Genomic DNA, 24,440 nt, shown 5'->3' with positions numbered 1-24,440 from the left:
GACGAGACATTCGCGTGGTGGGTGGGGTTAACCCTCGAAAGGTTCAGGTTCATACTACACAATCCTGGTTTAAGAGCCAGAGGAATGGGGAGAAAAATCGATCGCGATCGCCTCTCCCACGCGATAGAGCAGTTGGACTTGTCGCTCGAGCATCGCCTGCAAACTGGCATCGTCGGGATGATCCCACCCCAGCAAGTGCAGGAAGCCGTGGGCTGCCAACCAGGTTAACTCGGTTTTGAGGGAATGTCCCTGTTGCTGAGCCTGACGGCGAGCGGTATCGACGGAAACGACGATATCTCCGAGATACAGCGGCACTTCGGCAACGACTGGCGGAAGTTCGGCTTCTAATGCTGCAAAGGCTAACACATCGGTAGGCTGGTCTTTGTGTCGGTACTGACGGTTGAGAGATTGGATTTCTGCATCGTCGGTCAGTCGAAAGCTGAGTTCGTAGCCATTGGCTTCGGGTAAGGCGTCTGTATTTTCTGACGAGACATCTTCCAACCAGCGATGGAACCGAGTCTGCCAAATTTCTTCCGCCGCCACCGCTTCGGGGAAACTCACGCAGGTTTGAATACTTACTTCGAGCTGCATTGACAAACTACCGGGTTAAATAGGAAATTCCCACGAGAAACGCCAGCAATCCCACGGTGGTAATGGAAAAGTGGAACAGGGATTTTCCGCCTTTGCGAACCATGTTCCGCATCGCCAGTTTGACGAAACTCGGTTTCGGTTCGTGGGTTTTCGGTTCTTCGGGAGTCGTCGGGGTTTGTGTCATTTTGAATGCTTTGGATGTCTATAACAGCAAGAGTTGAGGGAATCGGGGAGCGGGGAACGGGGAACGGGGAACGGGGAACGGGAATCGGGGAACGGAGAGCCGGAGACGAGGGGGAGACAGACGTAGGGTGCGTGACTTGAAAAATAGGGTGTCGAAAGTGCTACGCACCGCTTTCGCGAACGTGAAACCGATCGATCTGTCACGCACCGCCAATGTTCACCGCCAACATACAGGGTGCGTGTTTATCAGTGTAGAGTGCAGAGGGCAGAGTGTAGAGTGGGAATTCCTCTTTAACTCTTCACTCTTAAACTCTTCCCTGAAAAAGGCGCACCGCCAATGTACACCGCCTCTTTTACAGTGGACTCTCCCCATCTCCCCCTCTTCTCATCTCCCCTTCCAGGTTCCGTGAAATCCGATGGGGATAATTTCGGGTAACGCCAGACGACAAACGGGTTCGCGTTCGAGATGGTTTCCGTCAAGAACCCAAACTTCGCTGCGATCGCGGTTTCCGTTGTAGACGACGGTGAGCAGCCAGTTTTGATTAGAGTTAGACGCGTCGGGGGCGATTATCGGTTCCATGGGGTAGCAACGATCGCCGCAATCGAATTCGTGGAGGGTTCCGGTTTGGGCGTCGTAACCGCCGATCGCACCGTAGAGTTCCCGAGCGGTGTCTGCGCCCTGGCGGTGCATGGAAACATAGGTAAACCGGGCGTTTCGTCCGACTTCTGCGGGGGGAACGGAGGGAAATTCGCAGGAGCGATCGAACGGGCGATCGCGTTCTAATATTTTTGCCGATTTGGGATCGAGTACGAGACGCCACAACTCTCCTTCGGCGGCGGTTTGAGTTTCTCCGGTGGAGATTTCTCGTAACCGCTGGTTGGTGGTGAAGTCGGGATATTTGACGACATCGACGACAACGTTACCGTTTTCGTCGGTGTAGCCGTTGGAGAAGTGCCATTGAAACCAAGGTTCGGCGTCGCTGCGACTGACGAAGTTGAGGTGGCGATCGAAAATCCATATTTGGGTCGATCCTTGGGGGTTCCACTGTGCGGCGTCGCTGAAGTTCGTTAAGCCGAAGAGGATGGGAAATAGGGGAATGTCGATCGGTGGCATGAAGAATACGAGGTAATCTCCAGCCAGGACGAAATCGTGAACTAACGACAGGCGATCGATTGAATGAGATTTTTGTCGGAGGAGTTTTCCAGTCTCGTCGCAAACGAACAGGTTTAACTGGGTTTTTCTCCCGAATTCGACGCCGAAATTGAAGATTTCTCCGGTATGGGCGTCTCGTTTGGGATGGGCTGAGTAGGTGGGAATTGGAACGTCTTCAATCCCTCGAGTTTCTAAGGTTTCTAAGTCTAAAACGTGGGGTTTTCCGGCTTCCCACAAGGCCAAAAGGCGATCGCTCAGGGCTAATACGGAGGTATTGGCGACGTTTTTAATCGATTTCGTCCAACGATGCCAAAACGCACCGGGGGCGGTGGTACCGTAGTTTCCGTACAGGAGAGTTTCGGCGGCTTCTTCTTCTTGGTAGCCTTCAGTTTGGACGAAGCGATATTGGGCGATCGCGCCACTTTCGTTAAACTGAACGGAGAGGATCGCGCCGTCTCCGTCGAACCAGTGGCCGACACGGCGGTTGCCTCGTTCGAGTCGGGCGGGGCCGTTACGATAGAGGGTTCCCCGCAGTCCTTCGGGAAGCGAACCGGAAAGGATTTCGAGATCGCTGCGATCGAATTCTCGTCCGACTTGCATTACAGCTTTCGACCAAGCAGGTTTTAGGGAAGTCGTCGTCATGTCAAGACTCTCTTTAATACTTTCTATTTACGATCGGCTTTAATAACTAAAACTACCATACATGATACGATGCAAATCAAAAAATGGAGATTGAAAAACTTAAATACAATCGATTTTTAAATTTCTGAAATCTGGTATATTAAATTATACTTAATTATAACAGCTTTAGATCGATGCGTTTACTGCTTGTTGAAGACGAACCCGATTTGGGAGCGGCGATCGAAAAAACGTTAACACGAGAAGCTTATATCGTCGATTGGGCGCTAACGGGAACCGATGCCTGGAATTATTTACAAAGTCCGAGTACGAAGTACGATCTTGCAATTTTAGATTGGTTGCTTCCCGGTATTTCAGGAATCGAAATTTGTCAGAAACTGAGAGAACAACATAACCCGCTGCCGATTTTAATTTTAACAGCAAAAGATACAGAAGCGGATAAGGTTCGAGGACTCGATGCGGGAGCGGACGATTATTTGGTGAAACCGTTTGGTATGGCTGAATTACTGGCGCGGTTGAGAGCGCTACAGCGTCGAATCCCGCAATTTCAACCTCAAAAATTGCAAGTTGGAACCCTCGTTCTCGACAGTGCGACGCATCGAGTTTCGATCGCATCGGGAAACAGTGTCGAACTCCTCAATAAAGAATTTCAAATTCTCGAATATTTGATGCGTCATCCCCATCAAATTATCCCAAAAGATCGCTTGCTCAGCCAACTTTGGGAATGGGGTGCAGAACCGAGCAGTAACGTTGTCGCCGCCCAAATTCGCCTGTTACGGCGCAAGCTCGCTACGCTCGGCGCAAACGAGGCGATCGAAACGGTTTACGGGGTTGGCTATCGCCTCAATCTCGACAAAATTCCGTCTTGAAAGAGGCGATCGCACCGCAATTTTATTTCTCACACTTCGCTCTCTTGGGCGCAAAATCATTAAAAAATGGACTGTCGCCGGTGGTGTTGTTGTCGGTTAAACTGCTTTTCAGTCTCAGACAAAACGGGAGAGTCGATAGGAGGGCGCATATCCCACTGCAACTCTGACAAGAGAAACAAACTTCCTCCGATTAAAATGCCCGTGAATAGGAACTGCCACGCCATGAGCTTCGGTAGGATCGCAATACCCAGTAAATGAACGATTCCCATCGCGACAAACGTTCGCGATCGCATTCCCAATCCAGTCGCGAAATATCCTAGGGCGCTAAGACCCAACCATAACGCACACAGGTTTAACAAGATAGTTCCCACTCCGAAGAATATCCCGAAATCGGTGAGAAGGAGACCTAACCCCATCAAACCCGCCCACACGTAAACAATCCAAGATAACTGTTCGACTCGTACCCAAAAGCGGGTTAACATTGCCATCGCCACCGTCCCCGCACAGGTCAAAATCGACCAAAGATACGCTTGTATCGTCCAGCTAATGGGGAAAAATTGAGCGGTGGCAAAAATGATGAGGGCGATCGATCCCCAAAGCCATAACGCTTGGTCGATGCGGGTGTAAAATGCTGAAAAAAGCGTAAACTTTCCAACTTTCCATTGAATTTGAAGCAAACCGCATAAATCTTGTATATCTAGTGCGTCTTGCTTCTCACGGAGAAGCGGTTCTTTCGATGTGAAAAGTGTCATTCGGCTCGAGAGGGCGATCGGTAAGTTTACAAAATTTGATATGACTTTAAAAAGTTTAACATTATTTGAGATTGTCTTGCGTTGGCGACAGTCCAGTTTGAAATGGGTTGAAATTGAGAGAAACGCCTGTTGAAGAGTCGTTCTCCAGATTCCCGGCATCTCCAAGAGGCTGGGGATTTGATGGATTCCGTTCGGGAAAAACACGAAAGATGGAGAAATCGATCGCCCCCCAATCGTCCAAACTCTTTTGGCAAACCCGTGCGAAACTCGCGATTTGGTATGCCAGCGTCATGGGCGTTATTTTGGCACTGTGCGGTGTCGGGGTTTACGAGGGAATCGCCCACGCCCACAAAATGACACTACACCGAGAAGTGGCGTCTGTCGCCGGAACCCTCCACGATAGCCTCGAACCCGTTCTCGACGAACCGGGAAGACTCACCGACGACGTGCGCCGTTTTTTGCCCGATTTATGTCGGTTTGGCGATTCTTGTATTACTAACACTTACCGTCACGCAGTTGGGGCGTTGCGTCAGGGGGAATACTACGCCTATTTACTCGATAACGGGAAAACGCCCATTGCTGTTGCGGGAACGCCACCGAGTGATTTACCGCTTCCGGCGAACGTTCCCATTTTTCTAACCGACGTGACGGAAACTCGCTATTACCAAGTCACCATCAAACTCCACACCCAAGACAACCGCGACTGGGGATATCTGCAAATGGGGCGCAGTTTGGAAGCCTGGGATAACTATCTCAACGCTGTGTTGTGGCTGTTGCTGTTGGGGTTTCCCCTGGCGTTGCTGGTGGTGGGAAGTGCCAGTTGGGTGTTGGCGGGGTTGGCGATGCAGCCGATTTACGAGTCTTACCAGCAAATTCAACGGTTTACGGGAGATGCCGCCCACGAGTTGCGAACCCCGCTGGCGGCGATTCGGGCGATGGTGGAATCGACGTTACGGTTGAAACGGATTGACGAGGCGGAGGCGAGAGAGACGTTGACGGCGGTGCGGCGACAGAACCAGCGATTGTCAGAGTTGGCAACGGATTTACTGTTGCTATCGCGGATGGAACGGGGAATCGAGATGCCACGCAGGGCGTGCTGCTTGAACGATATCGTGGCGGATGTGGAGGAGGAGTTGGCGGCGTTGGCGGTTCAGGAACGGGTGTCGTTGCGGGTTGAGATTCCCAAGATGCCGATTGAGGTTTGGGGCGATGAAGGGCAGTTATATCGAGCGATCGCGAATTTGGTGGCAAACGGGATTCAGTACACGCTAGAGGGAGGAACCGTGACGGTTCGTTTGGCAGAGGTTGCGCCGTTTGCGGTGGTGGAAGTCGAAGATACGGGAATCGGGATTGCAGAAGCCGATCGCGATCGCCTGTTCGATCGCTTTTATCGGGTACAGAGCGATCGCTCGCGTCATACCGGGGGTTCGGGGTTGGGCTTGTCGATCGTGCGGGCGATCGTGCGATCGCACCAGGGAAAAGTGACCCTCGACAGCGAACTCGGTAGGGGTAGCTGTTTTACCGTTCGGTTACCGTTGAAGGTTTGAATAGCGCGTAAGTAGGATATTCCCACAACCGATCTGTGACAGCTATGTTGAAACCCGAGACTTAATAATGAGACAGTTCAAACCCGTTCCGATTTTATTCCTCACTGCCCTCGTCGCCCTCTGTCTGTGGGGCGTTTCCGCCGTTTCTCTCCGCGCAGAATCCCCCCATCTGCTGGTTGTGGCACAACAACACCCCCAAGCCGCCGACGACAACCCCGGCACCGAAGCCAAACCGTTACAAACCATCGACGCAGCGGCGCAACGGGCGCAACCGGGGGATAAAATTCTCGTGCGTGAAGGGATTTATCGAGAGCGGGTGATGCCCGCCCGAGGCGGAACGCGCGATCGCCCCATCGTCTACGAAGCCGCAGCGGGGGAAACTGTGGTGTTGCGGGGGTCTGAAGTTTGGACGGCGCAACCGATGGCGGGTTTGCCAGATGCCCCGACGCCGTACTGGGAAGGAACGGTATCCGAAACGCTCTTCGAGGATGTCGATCCCTTTACCACGCAACTCGAACGAATGCCCCAAGGCTATCTGCGGGCGCAGGTGTTTTTTCAAAGTCGTCCGTTGCGTCAGGTGTTGGATAGAGAAAGTCTACAACAGCAATCGGGAACCTGGTTTTTCGAGAGCGATCGCCGTCGGTTGCGAGTACATCTGCCCCAATCCTACCCCGCCGAAGACCCGCCGTTTCTCGAAATTAGCACCCGTCGGGCGGTGTTTGCGCCGAAAATCCGAGGCTTGGGCTACATACACGTTCGCGGCTTCGTCATGGAACACGGCGCGAATCCCTTTCCTAGCGGGTTTTGGCGCAGTCGATCGCCTCAAGCGGGAATTTTAAGCACGCGATCGGGTCATCACTGGGCGATCGAACACAATACGATACGCTACGCCAAGAGTCTCGGTCTCGATTGCGGCAGCGAGGGACGCTACGATATCGACGGCTTGGAACAGCCGATGCCAGACGGAGCGGGATATCACGTCGTCCGTTACAACACCATCACTGATAACGGTTGTGGCGGGATTGCAGGATGGAAACAAACGGCGTCGCTGATTGCCTATAACGTCATCGATCGCAACAACCGCCTGGGATTCACCGCCCCGGAAACCGGAGGCATCAAAGTCCACGAATTCGTTGACGGACAGATTATCGGAAACGTCCTCCGCAACAACGAATGTTTCGGCATTTGGGTCGATAACATCTACCGAGGCGCGAGAGTCAGTCGCAATCTGGTTTTGAGCAATCGCGGCGCGGGCATTTTCATGGAAATGGGCGGCGGCCCGGCGTTGGTAGATAACAACGTCGTGGCGTTTACCAGTTTGGGAGAAGGCATCTACACCCACGACGCCAGCGGGGTGACGGTGGCACACAACTGGCTACAGGCGAACACCCATTTCGGGGTGTATATGCGAACGGTGAGCGATCGCCAGTTTCGCCGCGCAGACGACAGTTTGGAAACGGTGGCGACGCGGGGACAGCGGATTTTCGGCAATGTTTTTATCGACAACTATCGCGGTCATATCAGTTTGCCCTATGCCGCCGAACCGGATACGGACAATTTGTCGGATTACAACCTCTTTATTAACGGCACGGTTTGGCAGTGGGAGGGGCAGGAACCCCATCGTTTTGTGTGGAACCACCGCCGTACTGTAGAGCGCGATCGCCTGTTGATGGCGCTAAGAGAGGCGTTCGAGGACGGCCGGTTACCGGAAACGGAGAAACCTAATTTCGAGGCGTGGCGAGAGACGTTGGTGTTACCGCTGTCTTGGTGGCGGGAGTTGACGGGGAGCGATCGCCACAGTGTTGCCCCAGTGTTAGAAGCGGGGGAAATCGCGAACGGGGCGATCGAAAAAGGTGCGATTTCTCTGGGGACGTTTACCCCAGATTTGGAGGTGGCGGAGGTGTCGGTGATGCCCCGGTTGGCGATTCCGCCGTTACCGTTGCCCAATCGGGACTTTTGGGGAAATGTTGTTGAGGAGGGGGAACGGTTTCCCGGGCCGTTTCAAAACTGGCCGGAGGGGGGTTCGGTGCGTTGGCATCTCTGGCCGGTGGAGGTGTCTGATTGAGAAACACCTCAGCGATGCGCTTGTTTCAGGAAAGAGTTAAGAGGAATCCCCACTCTATAACTCTTCCCTCTGCACTCTTCACTGTCAAAACCCTACCGCTCAAGCGACTTTCGATTTGGCTTACAGAAAATTGGCGGTCTAACGACCAAGCTCACTGGACACAAACAAGTCTGAACGCTCAGCAAACTAGCTTGCGGTGCTTGGTGGTGCAGCAAAGTCCTGAAACTCTTGGCAAACAAGATATCGCCGTATTAAAGGGTTGGCAGCAAAATCCCAGATCGGTAAATTGCTGTCGGAGATCCCCGGCATCTTGGAGATGAGTTGGAGATGCCGGGGATCTGGCTCGAGTCTTAATTCAGATTTTGTGTGTTTTGTCAATCCCCGATCTGGAAAAGTTTTCTGCACCACTAAGGCTTGCGGTGTTCCGGTGCAGCGACTTGTTCGCGGGTACATCTCAATTCAATTTTGCAATAGGACTTCCCTTGAGTTGGGGATGCCGCCGTACTTCTCCCTATCCTGGGGCTTCTCTGGCTTTCGACCCCCCCTCAGAAAAATCATAGCCTTGCTAGAAAGCAAGGGAGAGGGGAGGCAGCCGTAGGATGCGTGACGCGGCAGTCAGGTCGATCTGATATTACCGCGTCACGCATCGCCCCTAGGGGGGCGGTTGAAATTGGAGTTAAGAGACCGAAGCTGCTCGTTCCAAGCTGTCGGAAATGGCTTGACGGTATTCGCTCTTCTGTTTGACACCTTTGAGTTCGGTGACTTTGGCTTTGTCTTTAAAAATTTGTACCGTCGGCGTACCGATGACTCCAGCAGCTTCAGCAATTTCGGGATCGTCTTCGATGTCGATCTCGACGTAGTGAATGCGATTCTCGAATTCGTCGACAACGCGATCGAAAATGGTTTTGAGCATATGGCACGGGCCGCAAGTGGGCGCGACGTATTTCACCACCAACGGGCGATCGCTCTCGTGATACAGTTTCCGCAGGGCATAGCTGCCGCGATGTCGCGTTTGGCCCGGATCGAAAGTTTCTTCCGAATCCGCTTCGGCGTGGGTTTCCGTCTGTTCGGTAGTCGCTTCCTGGGCTTCTTGATGGAACTCCGTCACCAAGCCTTTTTCCGAGAGCCAACGCTCGGCTAACATCGCCCCCATACATCCACTTCCGGCGGCAGTCACCGCTTGGCGGAATTCGTGGTCTTGCACGTCTCCTACGGCGTACACCCCTTCAACGCTGGTTTCGACCGAACCGTTGTGGGTTTTAACGTATCCCACCTCGTCGAGTTCGATCTGGCCTTGGAAAATTTGTGTGTTCGGCGTGTGACCGATCGCGTAAAACAGACCCTGGACGGGAAGCTGACTCTCTTCGCCAGTTTGGGTGTTGACGACGTTCAACCCCTGGAGTTTGCCGTTTTCACCGTAAACGTCTGTGGCTTGGGTGTTCCAGTGGACGGTAATTTTCGGATGTTCGAGAACCCGATCCTGCATGGTTTTGCTGGCACGCATCGCGTCCCGACGAACCAGCATATGGACGTGAGTGCCGTACTTCGTCAGGAAGACGGCTTCTTCTGCTGCCGTGTCGCCGCCGCCGATGACCGCCAGTTCGACCTTTCTAAATTGGGGCGCCGCACCGTCGCAGATGGCACAGGCAGAAATTCCCGTGTTCCAGAAGTCTTGTTCGTGGGGAAGGTCGAGTCGTTTGGCTGTGGCACCGGTGGCGATGACGATGCTGTGGGTTTTGAATTCCCGTTCGTCGGAACGTACGGTAAAGGGACGTTGGCTGAGATCGACGTCAGTGACGTCTTCGGTGTAGAGTTCGGCACCCCAGCGCACGGCTTGGGCTTTCATGCGATCCATCAGTTGGGGGCCGGTGATGCCCTCGGGAAATCCGGGGAAGTTTTCGACTTCGGTGGTCGTCATCAACTGGCCGCCGGGAATCCCTCCCATTTGGTAGCCCTCGAAAACGATGGGTTTGAGGTTGGCACGGGCGGCGTAGATGGCAGCGGTATATCCGGCCGGCCCCGAACCAATAATGACTAAGTTTTCGACGACGGTGTTACTCATGGCAGTTATATAAAATCATAATGACTATGACTACGTGACGACATTATACCAATAATTTGCACAAAAAAGGAAGTCCGAACGCAACGGGGGCAACCGTCCGGCCGCCCCCTGAATGAGTCGATAGAATTACCCTAATTTATCGCGGGGTTAAAACGCTTAACTGAGGGACTCGAGGAAGTCCCGAACACGGTTTCGACGTTTGGGCTGACGCAGTTTTTGCAATGCTTTGGCTTCGATTTGACGAACCCGTTCGCGAGACAGTTCGAGGGCGCGGCCGATTTCGGCGAGGGAGTAGGGGGTTTCGCCGCCCAAACCGAAACGCAAGCGAATGACATCTCGTTCGCGGCTGCTGAGATCGGCGAGGAGGTGCTGGAGTTCCCGTTGTAGGGACTCGCGCATCAGCAGATCTTCGGGAGAGGCATCGTCGGTTTCGAGGAGTTCGCCGAGTTCGGTGTCTTTTTCTTTTCCGACTTTGGCATCGAGGGAGATCGATCGCGGGACGCGCAACATGACTTCGCGAATTTGGTCGGAGGTCATGTCGAGTTCTTTGGCGATGTCGTCGATGGTGGGGGTGCGTCCGTTGTCTTGGGCGAACTGACGCTGAGCTTTTTTAATTTTGTTGAGTTTTTCGGTGATGTGAACGGGAAGGCGAATCGTGCGGCTTTGAGTGGCGATCGCTCGGGTAATCCCTTGGCGAATCCACCAATAGGCATAGGTACTGAACCGATATCCTCGGGTGGGATCGAATTTTTCGACGGCTCGCTCTAAGCCGATCGTACCTTCTTGAATTAAATCGAGGAGTTCTAAGCCCCGTTTTTGGTATTTTTTGGCGACGGACACGACCAAGCGCAAGTTGGCTTTGATCATGTGAGCTTTAGCGCGAATCCCTTCGGCTTGAACCTGTTCGAGTTCTTCAAGGGACAAACCGGCCAGTTTCGCCCAGCGGCGTTTCCCTGCCGAGAGGGTCGGTTTGAGCTTCGAGACTTCGAGGTCAGCTTCGCCGGCCCATCGTTCGAGAGACGGACGGTGGCCGAGTTGAGAGGTCAGGCGATCGCGCGTGCAAACCAAGCGAACGCAACGCTGCATGAGTTCGTCGCCGCGATCGGCCGCTTGTTGACGTACTTCTAACAAACTGACGTAGCGTTGGACTTTTTGCGCTTCAGAGACTTCTTCGTCGCGGCCGAGAAGGTTCACCTTCCCGATTTCCTGTAAGTACAGACGGACTAAATCCGTCGTAGTGCGACTCGTGCGAACGAATTCGTCAGCATCGGCGTATTCGACTTCCATGCCCGAGGCACGATCGAGAGTATCCTCGTCCGCCTTGGCATCGGTATCGGCCGTCAGTACCTCTAATTCGTCTGTCACAAGACGATCGTCGTAATCAGATTGGGTGTAAGAAGTCGTTCCTGGCATAATACTCGTCTCAATCCCTCCAGGTAAACGGGGGTCTGTGGATGTGATTTCCGTTCTGTCTGTTGCACCTTATCAATGCCGAGTCGAAAATATCGATCGATTCGCGTGCAATGACAACCCCCAATGAACGAACTGACAATTGCCTGTAACAGCTTTGACGCCAACAGAGATTCAATTGTCGAAATCCATATGGTTTTACGGACTAAAATTAGTATAGGGAGTTCCTAAACTTGGCAAAGTGATTTGCGTCAAACCACCGTGTTAATCTTCATCACCCTCGACCCGAGTTCCCGATCGCTCGTCGAAATTTTAAAGTTTCTTTACTAAAGTTTAAATAGATTAAAGTTTTACAAAATTTGTGTCGTAGATAACAGACAGCTTGTCGAAGATAATGGCGAGACGGCGGTGAGAAACCTTCGAGAAATCCGTCGTCGAGGGGTTGGGTTCGATCGCCCGAGGTTCGCTGCGATCGAGTCGTGGTAGGAACGTCGCTGAAAACGTCCCTATCACGAGGAGTTTAAGGATGAATATCGCCGAGAGGGTTTTAGAAGCTGAACGGGTGTTCGATCGCCCTGGTTTCTTCAGAAAAGGCGGCGATCGCATCGGCCACAAACGGCGTCTCGAACGTGAAATCTTCATACAAAAAACTCAGTAGTGTTGCAGAACGAACCGATCTCGAGTTGAGGCATCGCCTGCAAAACCTCGCAGTTGAAGCTAAATTTCCCAGAGATCGCCGACGGTTCGTCGGCTGGGACACCATCAGGGACGGGGGGAAATTCCCAAGTTTCCACAACGGCGTGCGAGACTGTTGAGGTGGAGGTGCTGCGATCGCGCCGAGATCGAACGAACGCGTCGGTCAATTCCTCAACAACGGCATCGGCGACGATCTTGTTGACCGTTGCGGAGGGGTGGAAATCGTCCCAAAACAGATATACTTCGGGGTTGGGGACGACCGTTCCCGTCAGGGGGTCGAGGGCGAAATCCGTGGTATTGAGAATTCCGAAAGCGGCGGGATTTTCGAGAATCTCGTCGAAAACGCGGGCAAAATCTAACTCGACGATCTCAACGCTCAATTCGACTTCTAAGGTATCGAGAGCGGGATCGAGAAGTTCGTTAAAGCGATCGAGTGCTTGACTGATTTCCTGACTGCGTCCGAGCGATCGCACGAACGGCGAGCCGCTAAAATCCCCTAAATTCGGTACGATGAAGGTCGTCGCTCCCGCCTCGGCTAACGTGGTGATATGACCGGCGAGATCGCTGACGACACTTGCGGGATCGATCGGCGTCGGACTTTGAATGAAATTGTTGCTTCCGGCGTAGAGATAGACTAAATCTCCCGCGTCGGGACTGTCTTCAGACAAATATAGAGCAATTTGTTCGCCGACGTTGGGCGATCCGAGGACGGAGTTGCCAAATCCCGTAGCTGCACCGCCGATGGCGAAATTGTCGCCGCCGAGCAATGCAGGAACGGACGCCTCTAAAGCGATCGCGTCGGCTAAGCGTTCGATGACGAGTTCGCCGTTAGAGAAACGTCCCTCAAAATAGGGGGGAGAGGGCGGCATCGTTCCGTTGGTGGCGGCGAAGACGTTCCCGACATCGGAGAGACTGTCGCCGAAGACGACGAGGTTGTCGAAACCTGGGGAAGGTGAAGGGGCGATCGCGCCGTCGAGTTCTGGGGTCACGACGAATTCAGACAAGACCTCGGGGGTGCGATCGCGGATCGCTTGGGGGTTGGCATTGAGTTCTGCTTCCGTGTAAGGATCGATGCCGTAGGTGGTGACGCGAAGTTCCTGAGTTTCGGAGTCGATCTCGAACTCGGTCCAACCAAAGGTTTGGGTGGCGACGTAACCGCCTTGGAGCAGTCGAGCCGCAACCGGCGATCCTTGCAACCCGAGGGGATCGTAACCGAGAGTTTCTAACTGGGTATTCGTCAGTTCTTCGACAAACGCATCTTTGCCTTGACGGGGTAAGGCGTTAAACAGAGCGACTTGTTCGGCAGAAAGCAAGCCGAAATCTGCCGCCAGGTCGATAACCGTCGGACCGAAAGGCGCGTCGAAGGCAACGGAACCCGTGGTAATTTCAAAGGCGTTGGTGGGAATTTGCGGGCCGCCAGGGTTGAGTTGATAAGTGATGTTGTTAACGAGAGTTCCGTGGATGTCCGCCGCGACGAAGACCACGTTGTCGATGTCGTTGGTATCGATGAAGTTGAGGATTTCGGTGCGTTCGGCGGCGTAGCCTTCAAAGCGATCGCCGGCTGCAATTAACCCCAGGTTTTGCATGGGTTCGGGAACCATGACGAACTTCCAAGTCACGCCTGCATTGTCGGCGGCCAGTAAGTCCCGTTTGAGGTCTTCGACTTGCACCCGTCCTAACATGGTTCGGCTGGGGTCGAAGCTGTTCGAGAGAAAATCGAGGATTTCAGTGAAATTGTTAATGTCGGCTTGGGGAAGTGCGGGATCGCGGAACGATCGCGCGTCGAGAACGAACACCGCTGCATCGCTTCCGTAGGTTTGACTGCGGTAGAGTTTCCGTTCGCCTGCAGTGCGGGGGTCGCCAGTTTCGCTGTAAAATTCGTCGCCAATGGGGTTGTATTCTTGGAAGGCTTGCAACCCGTTCTCGTAAAGTGGCGTGTCGTTGATGAGTTCGCTTCCCGTTCCGAAACGTCCGAGAGGATCGGTTGACGCAGGTGCGCCGCCGGAAAAGTCGTTTGTGACTTCGTGGTCGTCGATGGTGGCGAAGACGCTGGTAGAGGCGCGAAGGTCTTCCCAGGTGTTGCGTCCGAAGCGATCGCCGTAGACTTCGGCGTGTTTGAGGCGAAATTCTTCGAGGGTTTCGGCTTGGGGTTTGTTGAGTGCGGGAGAGGGGAAGTCGGCGTAGATGGTGTCGCCGTGGAGAAGGAAAAAGTCGAGATCTTTATCGTCGGCGTTGGTAATGGCGGGATAGGGAGACAGTTCGCCTCGCCAGTCGCCAGAAACGCCAAATTTCAAGCCGTCGAAGGTTCCGAGTTCGGCGGCGGTGTCGAATTCGCCGGTTTGGGAACTTCCTTGGCTGTCGGTGACGCGGTAATAATAGGTGGTGTTGGGTTGCAGTCCGCTGAGTTCGAGTTTGACGGGTTGGTTCGGGTCGCTGACTTCGGTAGATAGGGTTCCGAGGATTTCGTTAAAGTTGGGGTCGGTGGAGTATTCGATCGCCACGAAATCGGGTTCGGTGCTGCGCGTCCACAGGACTGTACTGGTCTGGCCGGTGTCCCCGGAGGCGATACCGTTGGGGAGTGTGGGGGAACCGTTGGTCTCGCTTCGCAAGTCGGCGAGAAAGTCGTTGACGTTCAGTCCGTAGATTTGAATAAAGTCCAGTAAGCTCATGGCGTTGAAACTCCGTTTCGCTGACGCGATCGACTTAACTTTACGGCTTGGGAAGGCGTTCTTAGGTTAATGCTGGGTTAAAAAAATCTGCAAGTAAAAGTCAAAAAACGTCAAGTTTTAGCCCCTAACAATTCAAGTTTTGTAACGAATTTTTCAAGGATTGGCAGGGTAGTGTACCGCGCGATCGCGTTCGCTCGATAAAAATTGCCTGAAACTTTCTCAGTAAAATACAATATTTATTGAAGTAAACCTTGAAGGTGCGATCGCGAGCGATCGCCATTTTCTTCAATCTCGTTGAAACTTTTGTCGCCATTGAAACGGCGAGAAAGACACCAACAGCCACAGCAACACTCCCAATAACAGGAAATTCCGCAAATTCAACAACACCACAGACGGCGGATACATCAACCGCAACTGTCGGGTGATAAAACTAAATGTCATCGTCATGGCGAAACTTACCGCCGCCACCGCCACGAACCGCCAGCGCAACAAGGGTAAAAACGCCAACAACCAAATGAGATACTGCGGCGAAAATACCTTATTCGTCAACATAAACGCCAACAACGCCGCCGTCGAATACACCACTAAAGTTTCGACGGAAATCTCTGTAAACCGCTGCGACTCTTCCCGAAACCGCCACCACGCCAAGCCATACACCGCCGCCATCGCCACCACGAACAGCCAGGGTTGAAGCTGTAACAGAGGTTCGGAGAGGGGAGAAATCAGGTGTTGTGCGCCGTAGTTCATTTCTGAGGTGGCGTCGGTGAAGCCGAGAACGTCTCCCAAACTCACCAATCCGGCGTAAACGCTCTCGATTTGCAAACCGCGATCTTTGTGATATGTCAAAAACGAGGTAAAGTCATCGGGAGCCAGCCACCAAAAGGGAAGAAACGTTAAAAGCGTGGTGGCGATCGCACTGACGCCAAGTTTCACCCCCGTTCCCACCCGACGAGAGGCGACGAAATACAGGAAAAACACGGGAACGAGAACCACGGGATACAATTTCGCTGCGATTCCCAACCCCAACGCGATCCCCGAACCGACGGCGAATCCCGACATCGCCGCCAATACCGCCGCCACCGTTAACAGTGTTGGAAACAAGTCGTATCGCCAGGGAAGCAGCGGCGACAGCAACATCGCCAGCAACGTGTATTTCGTCAGGGTAGAAACGCCGCGACGGGGTGCGATTCCCAGCAATCCCAATGCGAGGAGAACTGCAAATACCAGATTTTCCGCCACGAAGCCGAACACATAATCGCCGGATGCGAGGGGTTCGTGACCGGAAAAGAGTTGGGGAAGGAGAATCGGAATCAGGGAAGCGGGGGGATACTCCAGCAGAAAATCTCGGTAGGGGACGAGTCCCTGGCGAATCGACACCGAAATGTTGTGGTAGTGTTGGAGATCGAAGGCGTGCCAGCGCTCGTAATGGGGGAAAATCCAATAGGTTACGCCGATCGTAAGTAAAAATTGGAGTGCAATCAGTGCGATCGCGCGTCGGGTTGAAGATTGAAAAAACACCGCCACAATTGACAAACTATCCTCGAGTCCTTATATATATTTGCATTGCTTTACTGTTTTTGGGCTTTCTCCCATGCATTCAACGACACGAGAGGACGCGGCACAAGAGAACTCCGTTCCGCGATCGCGATCGCAAACTGAAGCGATCGCAGTGTCTTTTGTGCTTCCTTGTTTGAACGAAGTTCGCACGTTAGAAATCTGTATTGAGAAGGCGAAAACGGCGCTCGATCGCTTGGGATTGCGTGGAGAAATTGTCGTAGCGGACAACGGTTCGACTGATGGCTCTCAGGAGTTAGCAAAATCCCTCGGCGCGAGAGTCGTAGAGGTTCCCGTTCGCGGCTACGGTGCAGCCTTAACCTGGGGAGTTCGCGCGGCGCAAGGAAACTATATCGTCATTGGAGATGCAGACGATTCTTACGATTTTCGCGAAGCGGTTCCGATGGTTCAAAAGTTAATGACGGGATACGATCTCGTCATCGGAACGCGGCTAAACGGAAAAATTATACCGGGAGCAATGCCTTGGAAAAACCGCCACATTGGAACGCCCGCTTTAACGGCAATTGTTAACCTATTATATCACTCGAAATTCTCTGATGTAAACTCGGGAATGCGAGCCTTTTCTAAAGCAGCCTTCCAACAGTTGGAAATGGAATCGCCAGGGATGGAATTTGCTTCCGAAATGCTGGTCAAATCGGCAATTTTGGGCTTTAAAATGAGTGAAGTTCCGATTACACTCCATCCCGACGGGCGCGATCGCGCACCTCATTTGCGTCCTTGGTCGGACGGCTGGCGGCATTTAAAATATATCTTGCTATTTGCACCGAAGTATGTTTATTGGATTCCGGGGATTTTATTGATTTCTCTGGGATTAATTTTATCGGGAATTTTAAACCTCGCTCCCGGTGGAGAATCGGTCTATATTGGAGAGTTTCGGTTTAACGACCACTGGATCGTGGTGTCTGCACTCTCCTGTTTGTTGGGTTACGAATTGCTGTTAACTGGACTCTTGGCACATTTATACACCTTAACCCATCGCATTCGACGGCGATCGAAACGGATGGATTGGGTGGTAAAATCCATTAGTATCGAGAAAATCATTCTGTTTTCTCTAGCGATGTTTGGAATTGGCTTGGGGATCGAATTATCGATCGTCCGAACTTGGGTCGATGCAGATTTCGGGCCGCTTTACGCCATTCGTCCGGCGGTCACGGGAATGGTGTTTATACTAATCGGCGCACAAACGCTGTTTAGTGGCTTGTTTTACGCCGTTCTGTCCGAACGATATCAAAGCGATCGCCGTCAGAATTCCTAAACTCCCGTTCGTAAAATTTATAGGTAGTGCGATCGCGCTTCTCTTCTCCTTTCCTCACAATGCAAACCCTTCATCGTTCCCTCGTCATGAATCGCCGAGTTCGCGTTTTAGCGAAGCATCTGGCGAACCTATTACCCGAAAACCAACCTCTCACCGGACTCGATGTCGGCTGTGGAAGCGGCGAAGTGGCTGTCGCAGTGAAAACCTTACGTCCGACAGTAAAATTAGAAGGGGTAGACGTATTTGTCCGTCCGAAAACTGCAATTCCCGTCCGTGAATTTGACGGAAGAACGCTTCCATATCCCGATAACAGTTTCGATTTCGTGATGGTGGTCGATGTCTTACACCACACCCACGATCCCAAACAGGTTTTAGGAGAATGTACCCGCGTCGCCAAACACGCAGTTTTAATTAAAGACCACTATTGTAATTCTAGGTTCGACGAAATTCGTTTGCGGTTCATGGATTGGGTAGGAAATCGCAGTTACGGCGTCGCACTTCCTTATCATTATCTCTCTTCGAGTCAGTGGAAGATCGTTTTCGGCGAACTCGGATGGTTTCCTGAAGTCACGAAACGAAAACTCGATTTATATCCCGTTCCCTTTCGCTATATTTTCGATGCAAATTTGCATTTTATCGCGCGGTTACAAAGAAACGATCGGCAATAAATTCTGTAGGGTACGTCAGTAAAAAACGTAGGGTGCGTCAGACTTGAAAACCGGAAAAGCGAACGAAAAATCTCCGCAACCTGACGCACCGCTGAGGAGTAAATTGACAAAAATAAAACGGGATACGGGTTGGGATAGAAACAACGTGGTGTGCGGTGCGTCAGACTGAAAGGGTGCATCTCACTTTTGCAAAAACATCAGTTTGGGGTGGCAAAATTCCCGATTAGCACTTCCGGTATAAGATCCCCGGCATCTCCAAGATGCCGGGGATCTGGAAATTGAGTGCGCCCAATTCGATGAATTTACATTTTTGAGATGCACCCGACTGAAACTTTTTAAATTCAAGAGTTTATACCTTAAATCTGACGCACCCTACCGCTTTCTAAATTGAAGCGTTGATATCTTAGAAATGACGCATCCTACCGCTAACATCCGAATTCTAAAATCCCCGCAGCAGGTTTTTACCACAATCGCTATCGTCTTCGGGGTGTTCGTTGTATTTCTCACCCCACCCTTTCAATCTCCCGACGAATATCTCCATTTTTACCGCGCCTTTCAAATTGCAGAAGGACATCTCGTCGCCGAACGTCAAACCGGAGATTGCTACGGATACAGCAAATATTTCGAGACAGAGGTTTGTTTGGGGGGAAACCTTCCCAACAGCGTGTTAACCACCGTTCGCAACGTCTCGAGTCGCGATTTGCGCTTCGACAAAACCCAGAAACAAAATCTTGACGAACTGTTCGCCGTTCTCGATTTACCGCTAAATCCCCAAGATCGCGTTTTTATAAATTTCAAAACCACGGCGTTACATTCACCAATTCCCTATCTTCCCCAAGCCTTGGGAATTGCGATCGCCAAAGCTGCAAACCTGTCACCACTGAAACTCATGTATTCGGGGAGGTTGGCGAACTTAGCCGCGTGGGTGGGGTTGGTATTTTTGGGGATTCGCTGGAGTCCAATTCATCAATGGTTTTTGGTGATGTTGGCGTTGACGCCGATGTCACTGTTTTTGGCGTCGTCGCTATCGTTAGATGCGTTAACCAACGGTGTCGCCTTCGCGTTTTTGGGGTTGGTGTTGCGGGTGGCGATCGGCGATGAAACAGAAGAAAAAACAACAGAAAAAATCCATGAAACTCAACTGCAACAAGATTTGAATGTTGAGTGTCGTTCCTCAATCCAACCGACGAGAGTTCGAGAAATTGCAAAACGAGGTCAGTCCTTCCAAGACGTCACAAAAACTGAAGAAAACCGAAATCCCTCGATCGATCTGGCGATTTTAGCAGTGTTGGCGATCGCCTTGTCGTTGTCGAAACTGGCGTATTTCCCGCTAGTGTTGCTGTTTCTGGCGATTCCGAGGCGAAAAGTAGGAAGTTGGCGACGCTATTGGGGAAGTTTCAGCGCGATCGCACTGGCCTCTGGTGTCGCAGTGGTACTGTGGTCGCAGGTCGTCTCTCGAATTTACGTTTCCCTTCACCCGCAACTGTCCCCCTCCGACCAAATTCAGTTTGTTTTAACCCATCCGCTGGCGTTTGCGGCGACGGTAATGCGGACGCTGACGACGTTTGGCGGCGATTACGCACATCAGTTTATCGGAGTTTTGGGGTGGTTGGACGCGCCGCTACCGAGATGGTTGGTGGCGTTGTATTGGGGAATGTTGGCGATCGCAGCCTGGCTTCCGAATCCCGCAGACAAGGGGTTTAAGCTTTGGCAACGGGGAGTTTTCGCCCTCAGCGCGTTATCCAGTATGGTAATGTTGTGCGGTTTGGCGTATTTGTGGAACTTCGTCGGCGCCGAGACGATCGGCGGGTTACAGGGTCGCTATTGGATTCCCATCGCGCCAGCGATCGGACTGTTATTCTACAATCGCCGTTTGAGAAGGATCTCGAAGAGTTTACCTCGGTTTTGGGTCGGGTTCGTGTTATTTTCGAGTACGATTACGCTGGCGGTGTTGTGCGATCGCTATTATGGGTCGATCGTGGGTCGTTAGAGGTTTTGACGCGAGGCGAGCGTTCGGATATGGCTGAAGTTCGAGAATACGATTATTTTGGCGATCGCATATCGTGGCTGGACAAACTTCGCATGAAATCTTCGTTGCGAATTCGCCGCCAAATTTACGATTGGTTTTCACAACAAATCGGTGGCGTTTCGGGTAAAGTTTTTCTCGACCACGGCGCGACTCCCGACACCGATCGCATCGATAGTAACTGCTGGATTCGCTGGCTTCTCGAAGACGGCGCCACCGTTTACGCCACCTCTCCCGAAGAAATTCGACATCTCGAACAGCAATTTCCAGGCTTAACAGTCGTCCCTTTTCCACCTCAACTCGAGCAGTTTTCTAAACTCGACTTTGTCACCTCTTCAGCCGTCATCGAACACGTAGGGTCTCAACCCGAACAACTTCAATATCTTCGCGATTTGCTATCTCTCGGATCGGGAATTCTCGTCGCAACTCCCAATCGCTACCACTGGTTAGATTTCCACACTAAACTTCCCATCGTTCACTGGTTGCCTCGCCGACACCACCGTACTATATTAAATATTTTAGGCTTAACCTTTTGGGCGCAAGAAAAAAATTTAAGATTGCTTTCTCAAAGAGATTTAGCTCGATTAATTTGGAACGTCTTGCTCGAAAAAAATACACGATATCGTGTAAGCTGGTTTCAGCCTAAATTTCTCGGTGCTGTGTCCAACCTCGTTGTTCTCGCTCGTCAATAAATGAACGTCATCCAAACCGATATCCCAGAAGTTTTACTCCTCGAACCTCGTGTTTTTGGAGACGATCGCGGCTTTTTCTTTGAAAGTTTTAACCAACGTATTTTTGAAGAAAAAACAGGCGTCGAAACGAACTTCGTTCAAGACAATCATTCGCGATCGACCTACGGCGTGTTGCGAGGACTGCACTATCAAATCCAACAAGCACAAGGGAAGTTAATTCGCGTCTGCATGGGAGAAATTTTCGACGTGGCGGTCGATATTCGCAAAAAATCGCCGACGTTCGGACAGTGGGTCGGATATCGACTGAGTGCGGACAACAAGCGACAGTTGTGGATTCCAGCGGGATTCGCACACGGATTTTCGGTACTCTCGGAGGTCGCAGAAGTGCTGTACAAAACGACCGATTATTACGCCAAAGACCACGAACGCAGTATTGCTTGGAACGATTCCGATTTGGCGATCGACTGGCAACTTGGCGCAACCGAGCCGATTTTATCTCAAAAAGATAAAGCAGGTGTTTCCTTCAAAACAGCGGAGGTCTACGAATAATGCGAGTTCTGATCGCTGGTGTTAGCGGACAGTTGGGGTGGGAGTTGCAACGCGTCCTCGACCCCGTGGCTGAGGTGGTTGGAGTCGGACGCGATCGCCTGGATTTGTCCCAACCCCGCAGCATTCCCCCAGTCGTCGCCGAAATTCGACCGGACGTTATCGTCAACTGCGCGGCGTACACCGCCGTAGACAAAGCCGAACACGAACCGGAACTCGCACAAACCGTCAACGGAATCGCACCGGGGGTTTTCGCGAAAGCGGCGCAGCGACAAGGCGCGACACTCCTGCACGTTTCGACAGATTACGTCTTCGACGGGAACCACAGCCGTCCTTACACCGAGACTGACCCCACGAATCCCGTCGGCGAATACGGGAAATCGAAACTCGCCGGAGAAGTGGAAGTCTTGCAAAGCGACGCGTCTCACATTGTTTTGCGAACGGCTTGGGTGTACGGGGTCGGCGGTCGGGGAAACTTCGTGAAAACGATGTTGCGGTTGGGGAAAGACCGCGAAGAAGTGCGCGTGGTCGCCGACCAAGTGGGGACTCCCTCGTGGACGGGAGACATCGCCAACGCGATCGCGCAAATCGTGACGAACCACTACGATATTGAGGGAACCTACCACTTCACCAACAGCGGCGTCGCCAGTTGGTACGATTTCGCCGTAGCGATTTTCGAGGAAGCCGAAGCGTTAGGATTTCCGTTGAAATTAAAGCGAGTCGTTCCCATTACCACGGCGGAATATCCGACTCTAGCTCGACGTCCGGCGTATTCGGTCTTGTCGGGAAAGAAACTCGAAGGAGTGTTGGGAACCTTTGCACCCCATTGGCGAGTGGGACTGCGTCAGATGTTAGCGGCGTTGAAGCCGACGATAGAATAGGTAAACCCTTACAGTTTTTGCAGTCGTACTCGAACTCAATTGAATCAGGAAAGAGTCAATCGATAAACAACATTCGCAAAACGTCCGGCGTAAACGGATTTTCCCCAGCTTGCAACATCTCGATCCAATTTTGCCGTTGAAAACGTCGAGGTTCGTTCTCGCTAGCGTCCACAAAGGCTTGAAAATCCTCGATCGCTCCGTCCGTATCCCCAACTAACGCCCGCGCCAAACCGCGACTGTCGCGAATTTCGACGTTGTCCGGGTCGAGTTTGACGGCTTGCTCGCAAGCCTCGAGAACCTCTTCCGCGTGTCCCCACAAACTCCCGTACCAACACAGTATGTTCCACGACTGCGCCCCGACGCTGAAAAAAGTATGGAGCGCTTGAGCTTCTTCGTAGAGAGAGATAGCCTCGATGACTTCACCGCGCATCACCAAGCGTTCCCCTTCTGTCACCAGCGCTTCGGGCGATCGCCGTCGGGCGATCGCGTCAGTTTCCCCAGCCGTCGAACCCCTCTCGTTTCCATCGCTTCCAGTCGGCCGCGTTCCGAACCGCGCCAGGGCGACCTTAGCCTCGATTCCCATCCCAGCAGCGATCGCAGCCACGATCGCCAACACTCCTATCCGTCTCATCATGTCGTTACAGCGTTGAACTCACACACGGGGGGCGATCGCTTCTAAACCCCTCAGATCGTCTCGAAGCCAGCGATCGATCTGTTGTTGCCAGACTCGGCGATCGCCAGAATTATCCAAAACGAGATCGGCCTGCTGGCATTTGTACGCCAACGGCAGTTGTGCCTCGATGCGCGATCGCGCCTCCTCTTCACTGTAGCCGTTCCGCTGTCTCAATCGTGCCAGTTGCTCTTCCGGCGAACAGGCCACGACCCAAATTTCCGTCGCTAAATCCGTCATGTTCGCTTCAAATAACAACGGCACTACCAGCACCACCGTCTCCTCGCGCCGCTCGATCTCCGCCACGAAACGCTGGCGCACGAACGGGTGAATTCGACCTTCGAGCCATTGCCGTTCCCGAGGATTTCCGAATACGATCGCCCCCAATCGAGCGCGATCGAGGGTTCCGTCCGCCTGCAACACCTCAGAGCCGTAACGACGGGCGATCGCCTGCAACACCTCAGACCCCGGCATGACTGCCTCCCGCGCGTAAACGTCCGCATCGAGAACGGCAAACCCATAAGTCTCCTGTAAAAACACCGCGACCGTACTTTTACCCGTCGCGATGCCGCCCGTCAAACCAATAACGCGCCGTCGAACCATCAACGATAGACGATGCGAACCGCGTCGCCAAACCCAGCGTTCAAGCGATCGCCAGCACTGGCGCGATCGGCCCCGATTTCGACCCAACCGTGACTGCCCACCAACGCCACCGTTCCTTCCGCTTTCGCATCGCTGTAGGTTTCGCCGTAGGGAACCTGCTGCGTTCCGACGACTGCGTGCCAAGTTTTGCCCTCGACCCATTCACCCGGAACGGTCGTAATGAGATTCCCGAAGCGATCGCAATACTGCACGCACGCCTCGATTTCACCGCCCGTATCCCGCGCCTCCCCGACGGACAACCGCACCAAACTCTCGGGATCGACAGCTTTTCCCAGGCGATCGACCCGAACTCCCGTCGCGATGTGAGCCCCGACCGGTGCGAAAATATCGCGGGCGTGAAAGGTGCGACTCGGGCGATCGGTGCGCCAGTACTTCGGTTCGGTGAGTTCGACGACCGACACGACGCGATGTTGACTCAACACGCCATCGAAAATACCGTTGTCCGGCCCGACGAGATAGCCGTCCTCGAGTTGTACGGCAATGCCCCGCCTCGGCGTTCCCACCCCCGGATCGACCACGGCCACGTGAACCGTATCCTTGGGAAAATAGGGATAGGCGTTCGCCAGACAAAAGCGGGCAGCGGCCACGTCTTGAGGCGTAATATCGTGAGAAATATCGATCGCCGAAACTGTCGGATCGACCTTGGCGATAACCCCTTTGAGAATGCCGACGTAGCCATCGCGCAACCCGAAATCCGTCAGTAAAGTTAAATGTCGTCTAGAAAACATAAGACTCCTTCGATCGATCTTTGAAATGCTGTCGTGTTCGTTGAATTCCTAACGTTGTGGCGAGCGTGTACCGTCGAACTGCCCCAACCCAATTCAAACA

At 52.8% G+C, this 24,440-nt stretch carries 22 protein-coding genes; 10 read left to right on the top strand and 12 right to left on the bottom strand.

Features of this window, described 5'->3' with window-relative positions; translation table 11 throughout:
• Positions 1 to 69: 69 nt before the first annotated feature.
• Positions 70 to 591, bottom strand: a complete 522-nt coding sequence (gene ybeY / locus POG22_RS05745; RefSeq protein WP_498904100.1) for an rRNA maturation RNase YbeY — start codon at positions 589 to 591, stop codon at positions 70 to 72.
• A 7-nt stretch (positions 592 to 598) separates the two neighbouring features.
• The gene (locus POG22_RS05740; protein ID WP_017658862.1) at positions 599 to 775 is read right to left on the bottom strand and encodes a DUF3285 domain-containing protein; all 177 of its coding nucleotides are present in this window, start codon (positions 773 to 775) and stop codon (positions 599 to 601) included.
• A 14-nt stretch (positions 776 to 789) separates the two neighbouring features.
• Between POG22_RS05740 and POG22_RS05735 the strand changes: the two genes are divergently transcribed.
• Positions 790 to 915, top strand: a complete 126-nt coding sequence (locus tag POG22_RS05735; RefSeq protein WP_498904098.1) for a hypothetical protein — start codon at positions 790 to 792, stop codon at positions 913 to 915.
• Positions 916 to 1,159: 244 nt separating this feature from the next.
• On the opposite strand, the gene POG22_RS05730 is transcribed toward POG22_RS05735, so the two are convergent.
• A complete protein-coding gene (locus tag POG22_RS05730; RefSeq protein WP_498904096.1) occupies positions 1,160 to 2,569 on the bottom strand; it encodes a carotenoid oxygenase family protein in 1,410 nt (469 codons plus the stop codon).
• 173 nt (positions 2,570 to 2,742) lie between these two features.
• On the opposite strand from POG22_RS05730, the gene rppA reads away from it, so the two are divergent.
• Positions 2,743 to 3,435 (top strand): two-component system response regulator RppA, encoded by a 693-nt coding sequence (gene rppA / locus POG22_RS05725; RefSeq protein WP_063715849.1) that lies wholly within the window; start codon positions 2,743 to 2,745, stop codon positions 3,433 to 3,435.
• A gap of 59 nt (positions 3,436 to 3,494) precedes the next feature.
• Here the strand turns inward: rppA and POG22_RS05720 are convergent, their stop codons facing one another.
• On the bottom strand, positions 3,495 to 4,187 hold the full coding sequence (locus tag POG22_RS05720) for a hypothetical protein (RefSeq protein WP_498904094.1): 693 nt from the start codon (positions 4,185 to 4,187) through the stop codon (positions 3,495 to 3,497).
• Positions 4,188 to 4,396: 209 nt separating this feature from the next.
• Here POG22_RS05720 and rppB point away from each other — a divergent pair, with 209 nt between their 5' ends.
• A complete protein-coding gene (gene rppB / locus POG22_RS05715; RefSeq protein WP_063715850.1) occupies positions 4,397 to 5,734 on the top strand; it encodes a two-component system sensor histidine kinase RppB in 1,338 nt (445 codons plus the stop codon).
• Between the two features lie 67 nt (positions 5,735 to 5,801).
• Positions 5,802 to 7,799, top strand: coding sequence for a right-handed parallel beta-helix repeat-containing protein (locus POG22_RS05710; protein ID WP_498904092.1), 1,998 nt, complete (start codon positions 5,802 to 5,804; stop codon positions 7,797 to 7,799).
• Between the two features lie 676 nt (positions 7,800 to 8,475).
• Here POG22_RS05710 and trxB read toward each other — a convergent pair.
• The 5 genes from trxB to POG22_RS05685 all read right to left on the bottom strand — a co-directional run bounded on the left by trxB (position 8,476) and on the right by POG22_RS05685 (position 16,160).
• Complete coding sequence (trxB, locus tag POG22_RS05705) at positions 8,476 to 9,861, bottom strand: thioredoxin-disulfide reductase (protein WP_063715852.1); 1,386 nt, start codon at positions 9,859 to 9,861, stop codon at positions 8,476 to 8,478.
• A 156-nt stretch (positions 9,862 to 10,017) separates the two neighbouring features.
• Positions 10,018 to 11,274, bottom strand: a complete 1,257-nt coding sequence (gene sigC / locus POG22_RS05700; protein WP_063715853.1) for an RNA polymerase sigma factor SigC — start codon at positions 11,272 to 11,274, stop codon at positions 10,018 to 10,020.
• 339 nt (positions 11,275 to 11,613) lie between these two features.
• Complete coding sequence (locus POG22_RS05695) at positions 11,614 to 11,913, bottom strand: hypothetical protein (protein WP_498904090.1); 300 nt, start codon at positions 11,911 to 11,913, stop codon at positions 11,614 to 11,616.
• Positions 11,910 to 14,636 carry an alkaline phosphatase D family protein gene (locus POG22_RS05690; RefSeq protein WP_498904088.1) on the bottom strand — a complete coding sequence of 909 codons (2,727 nt, stop codon included), beginning with the start codon at positions 14,634 to 14,636 and terminating at the stop codon, positions 11,910 to 11,912. The genes POG22_RS05695 and POG22_RS05690 overlap by 4 nt, the downstream gene beginning before the upstream one ends.
• 285 nt (positions 14,637 to 14,921) lie before the next feature.
• On the bottom strand, positions 14,922 to 16,160 hold the full coding sequence (locus tag POG22_RS05685) for a glycosyltransferase 87 family protein (protein WP_498904114.1): 1,239 nt from the start codon (positions 16,158 to 16,160) through the stop codon (positions 14,922 to 14,924).
• A 67-nt stretch (positions 16,161 to 16,227) separates the two neighbouring features.
• Between POG22_RS05685 and POG22_RS05680 the strand changes: the two genes are divergently transcribed.
• From POG22_RS05680 to rfbD, 6 genes are all read left to right on the top strand, one after another.
• Entirely contained in the window at positions 16,228 to 17,466 is a 1,239-nt protein-coding gene (locus POG22_RS05680) for a glycosyltransferase family 2 protein (RefSeq protein ID WP_498904087.1), read from the top strand.
• Between the two features lie 86 nt (positions 17,467 to 17,552).
• Positions 17,553 to 18,134: a class I SAM-dependent methyltransferase gene (locus POG22_RS05675; RefSeq protein WP_223307418.1), complete on the top strand. Its 582-nt coding sequence runs from the start codon at positions 17,553 to 17,555 to the stop codon at positions 18,132 to 18,134.
• A 409-nt stretch (positions 18,135 to 18,543) separates the two neighbouring features.
• Positions 18,544 to 20,124 (top strand): DUF2142 domain-containing protein, encoded by a 1,581-nt coding sequence (locus POG22_RS05670; protein WP_074170826.1) that lies wholly within the window; start codon positions 18,544 to 18,546, stop codon positions 20,122 to 20,124.
• 29 nt (positions 20,125 to 20,153) lie between these two features.
• Positions 20,154 to 20,852 (top strand): class I SAM-dependent methyltransferase, encoded by a 699-nt coding sequence (locus POG22_RS05665; protein WP_498904084.1) that lies wholly within the window; start codon positions 20,154 to 20,156, stop codon positions 20,850 to 20,852.
• Positions 20,853 to 21,401: a dTDP-4-dehydrorhamnose 3,5-epimerase gene (gene rfbC / locus POG22_RS05660; RefSeq protein ID WP_498904082.1), complete on the top strand. Its 549-nt coding sequence runs from the start codon at positions 20,853 to 20,855 to the stop codon at positions 21,399 to 21,401.
• Entirely contained in the window at positions 21,401 to 22,279 is an 879-nt protein-coding gene (gene rfbD / locus POG22_RS05655; RefSeq protein ID WP_063715860.1) for a dTDP-4-dehydrorhamnose reductase, read from the top strand. Before rfbC ends, rfbD begins: the two co-directional genes overlap by 1 nt.
• A 55-nt stretch (positions 22,280 to 22,334) precedes the next feature.
• On the opposite strand, the gene POG22_RS05650 is transcribed toward rfbD, so the two are convergent.
• Genes POG22_RS05650 through POG22_RS05640 form a run of 3 tightly spaced genes read right to left on the bottom strand, consistent with a single transcriptional unit; the run spans position 22,335 to position 24,340 of the window.
• Positions 22,335 to 22,913 carry a tetratricopeptide repeat protein gene (locus tag POG22_RS05650; RefSeq protein WP_498904080.1) on the bottom strand — a complete coding sequence of 193 codons (579 nt, stop codon included), beginning with the start codon at positions 22,911 to 22,913 and terminating at the stop codon, positions 22,335 to 22,337.
• 18 nt (positions 22,914 to 22,931) lie between these two features.
• A complete protein-coding gene (gene coaE, locus POG22_RS05645) occupies positions 22,932 to 23,552 on the bottom strand; it encodes a dephospho-CoA kinase (RefSeq protein ID WP_498904078.1) in 621 nt (206 codons plus the stop codon).
• Positions 23,552 to 24,340, bottom strand: coding sequence for an SAM hydrolase/SAM-dependent halogenase family protein (locus POG22_RS05640; protein ID WP_063715863.1), 789 nt, complete (start codon positions 24,338 to 24,340; stop codon positions 23,552 to 23,554). Before POG22_RS05640 ends, coaE begins: the two co-directional genes overlap by 1 nt.
• Between the last annotated feature and the right edge of the window lie 100 nt (positions 24,341 to 24,440).

The sequence above is a fragment of the Geitlerinema sp. CS-897 genome (assembly GCF_028368005.1).
Taxonomy (GTDB): domain Bacteria; phylum Cyanobacteriota; class Cyanobacteriia; order Cyanobacteriales; family Geitlerinemataceae; genus Baaleninema; species Baaleninema simplex.
This window is presented reverse-complemented; position numbering and strand designations above follow the sequence as displayed.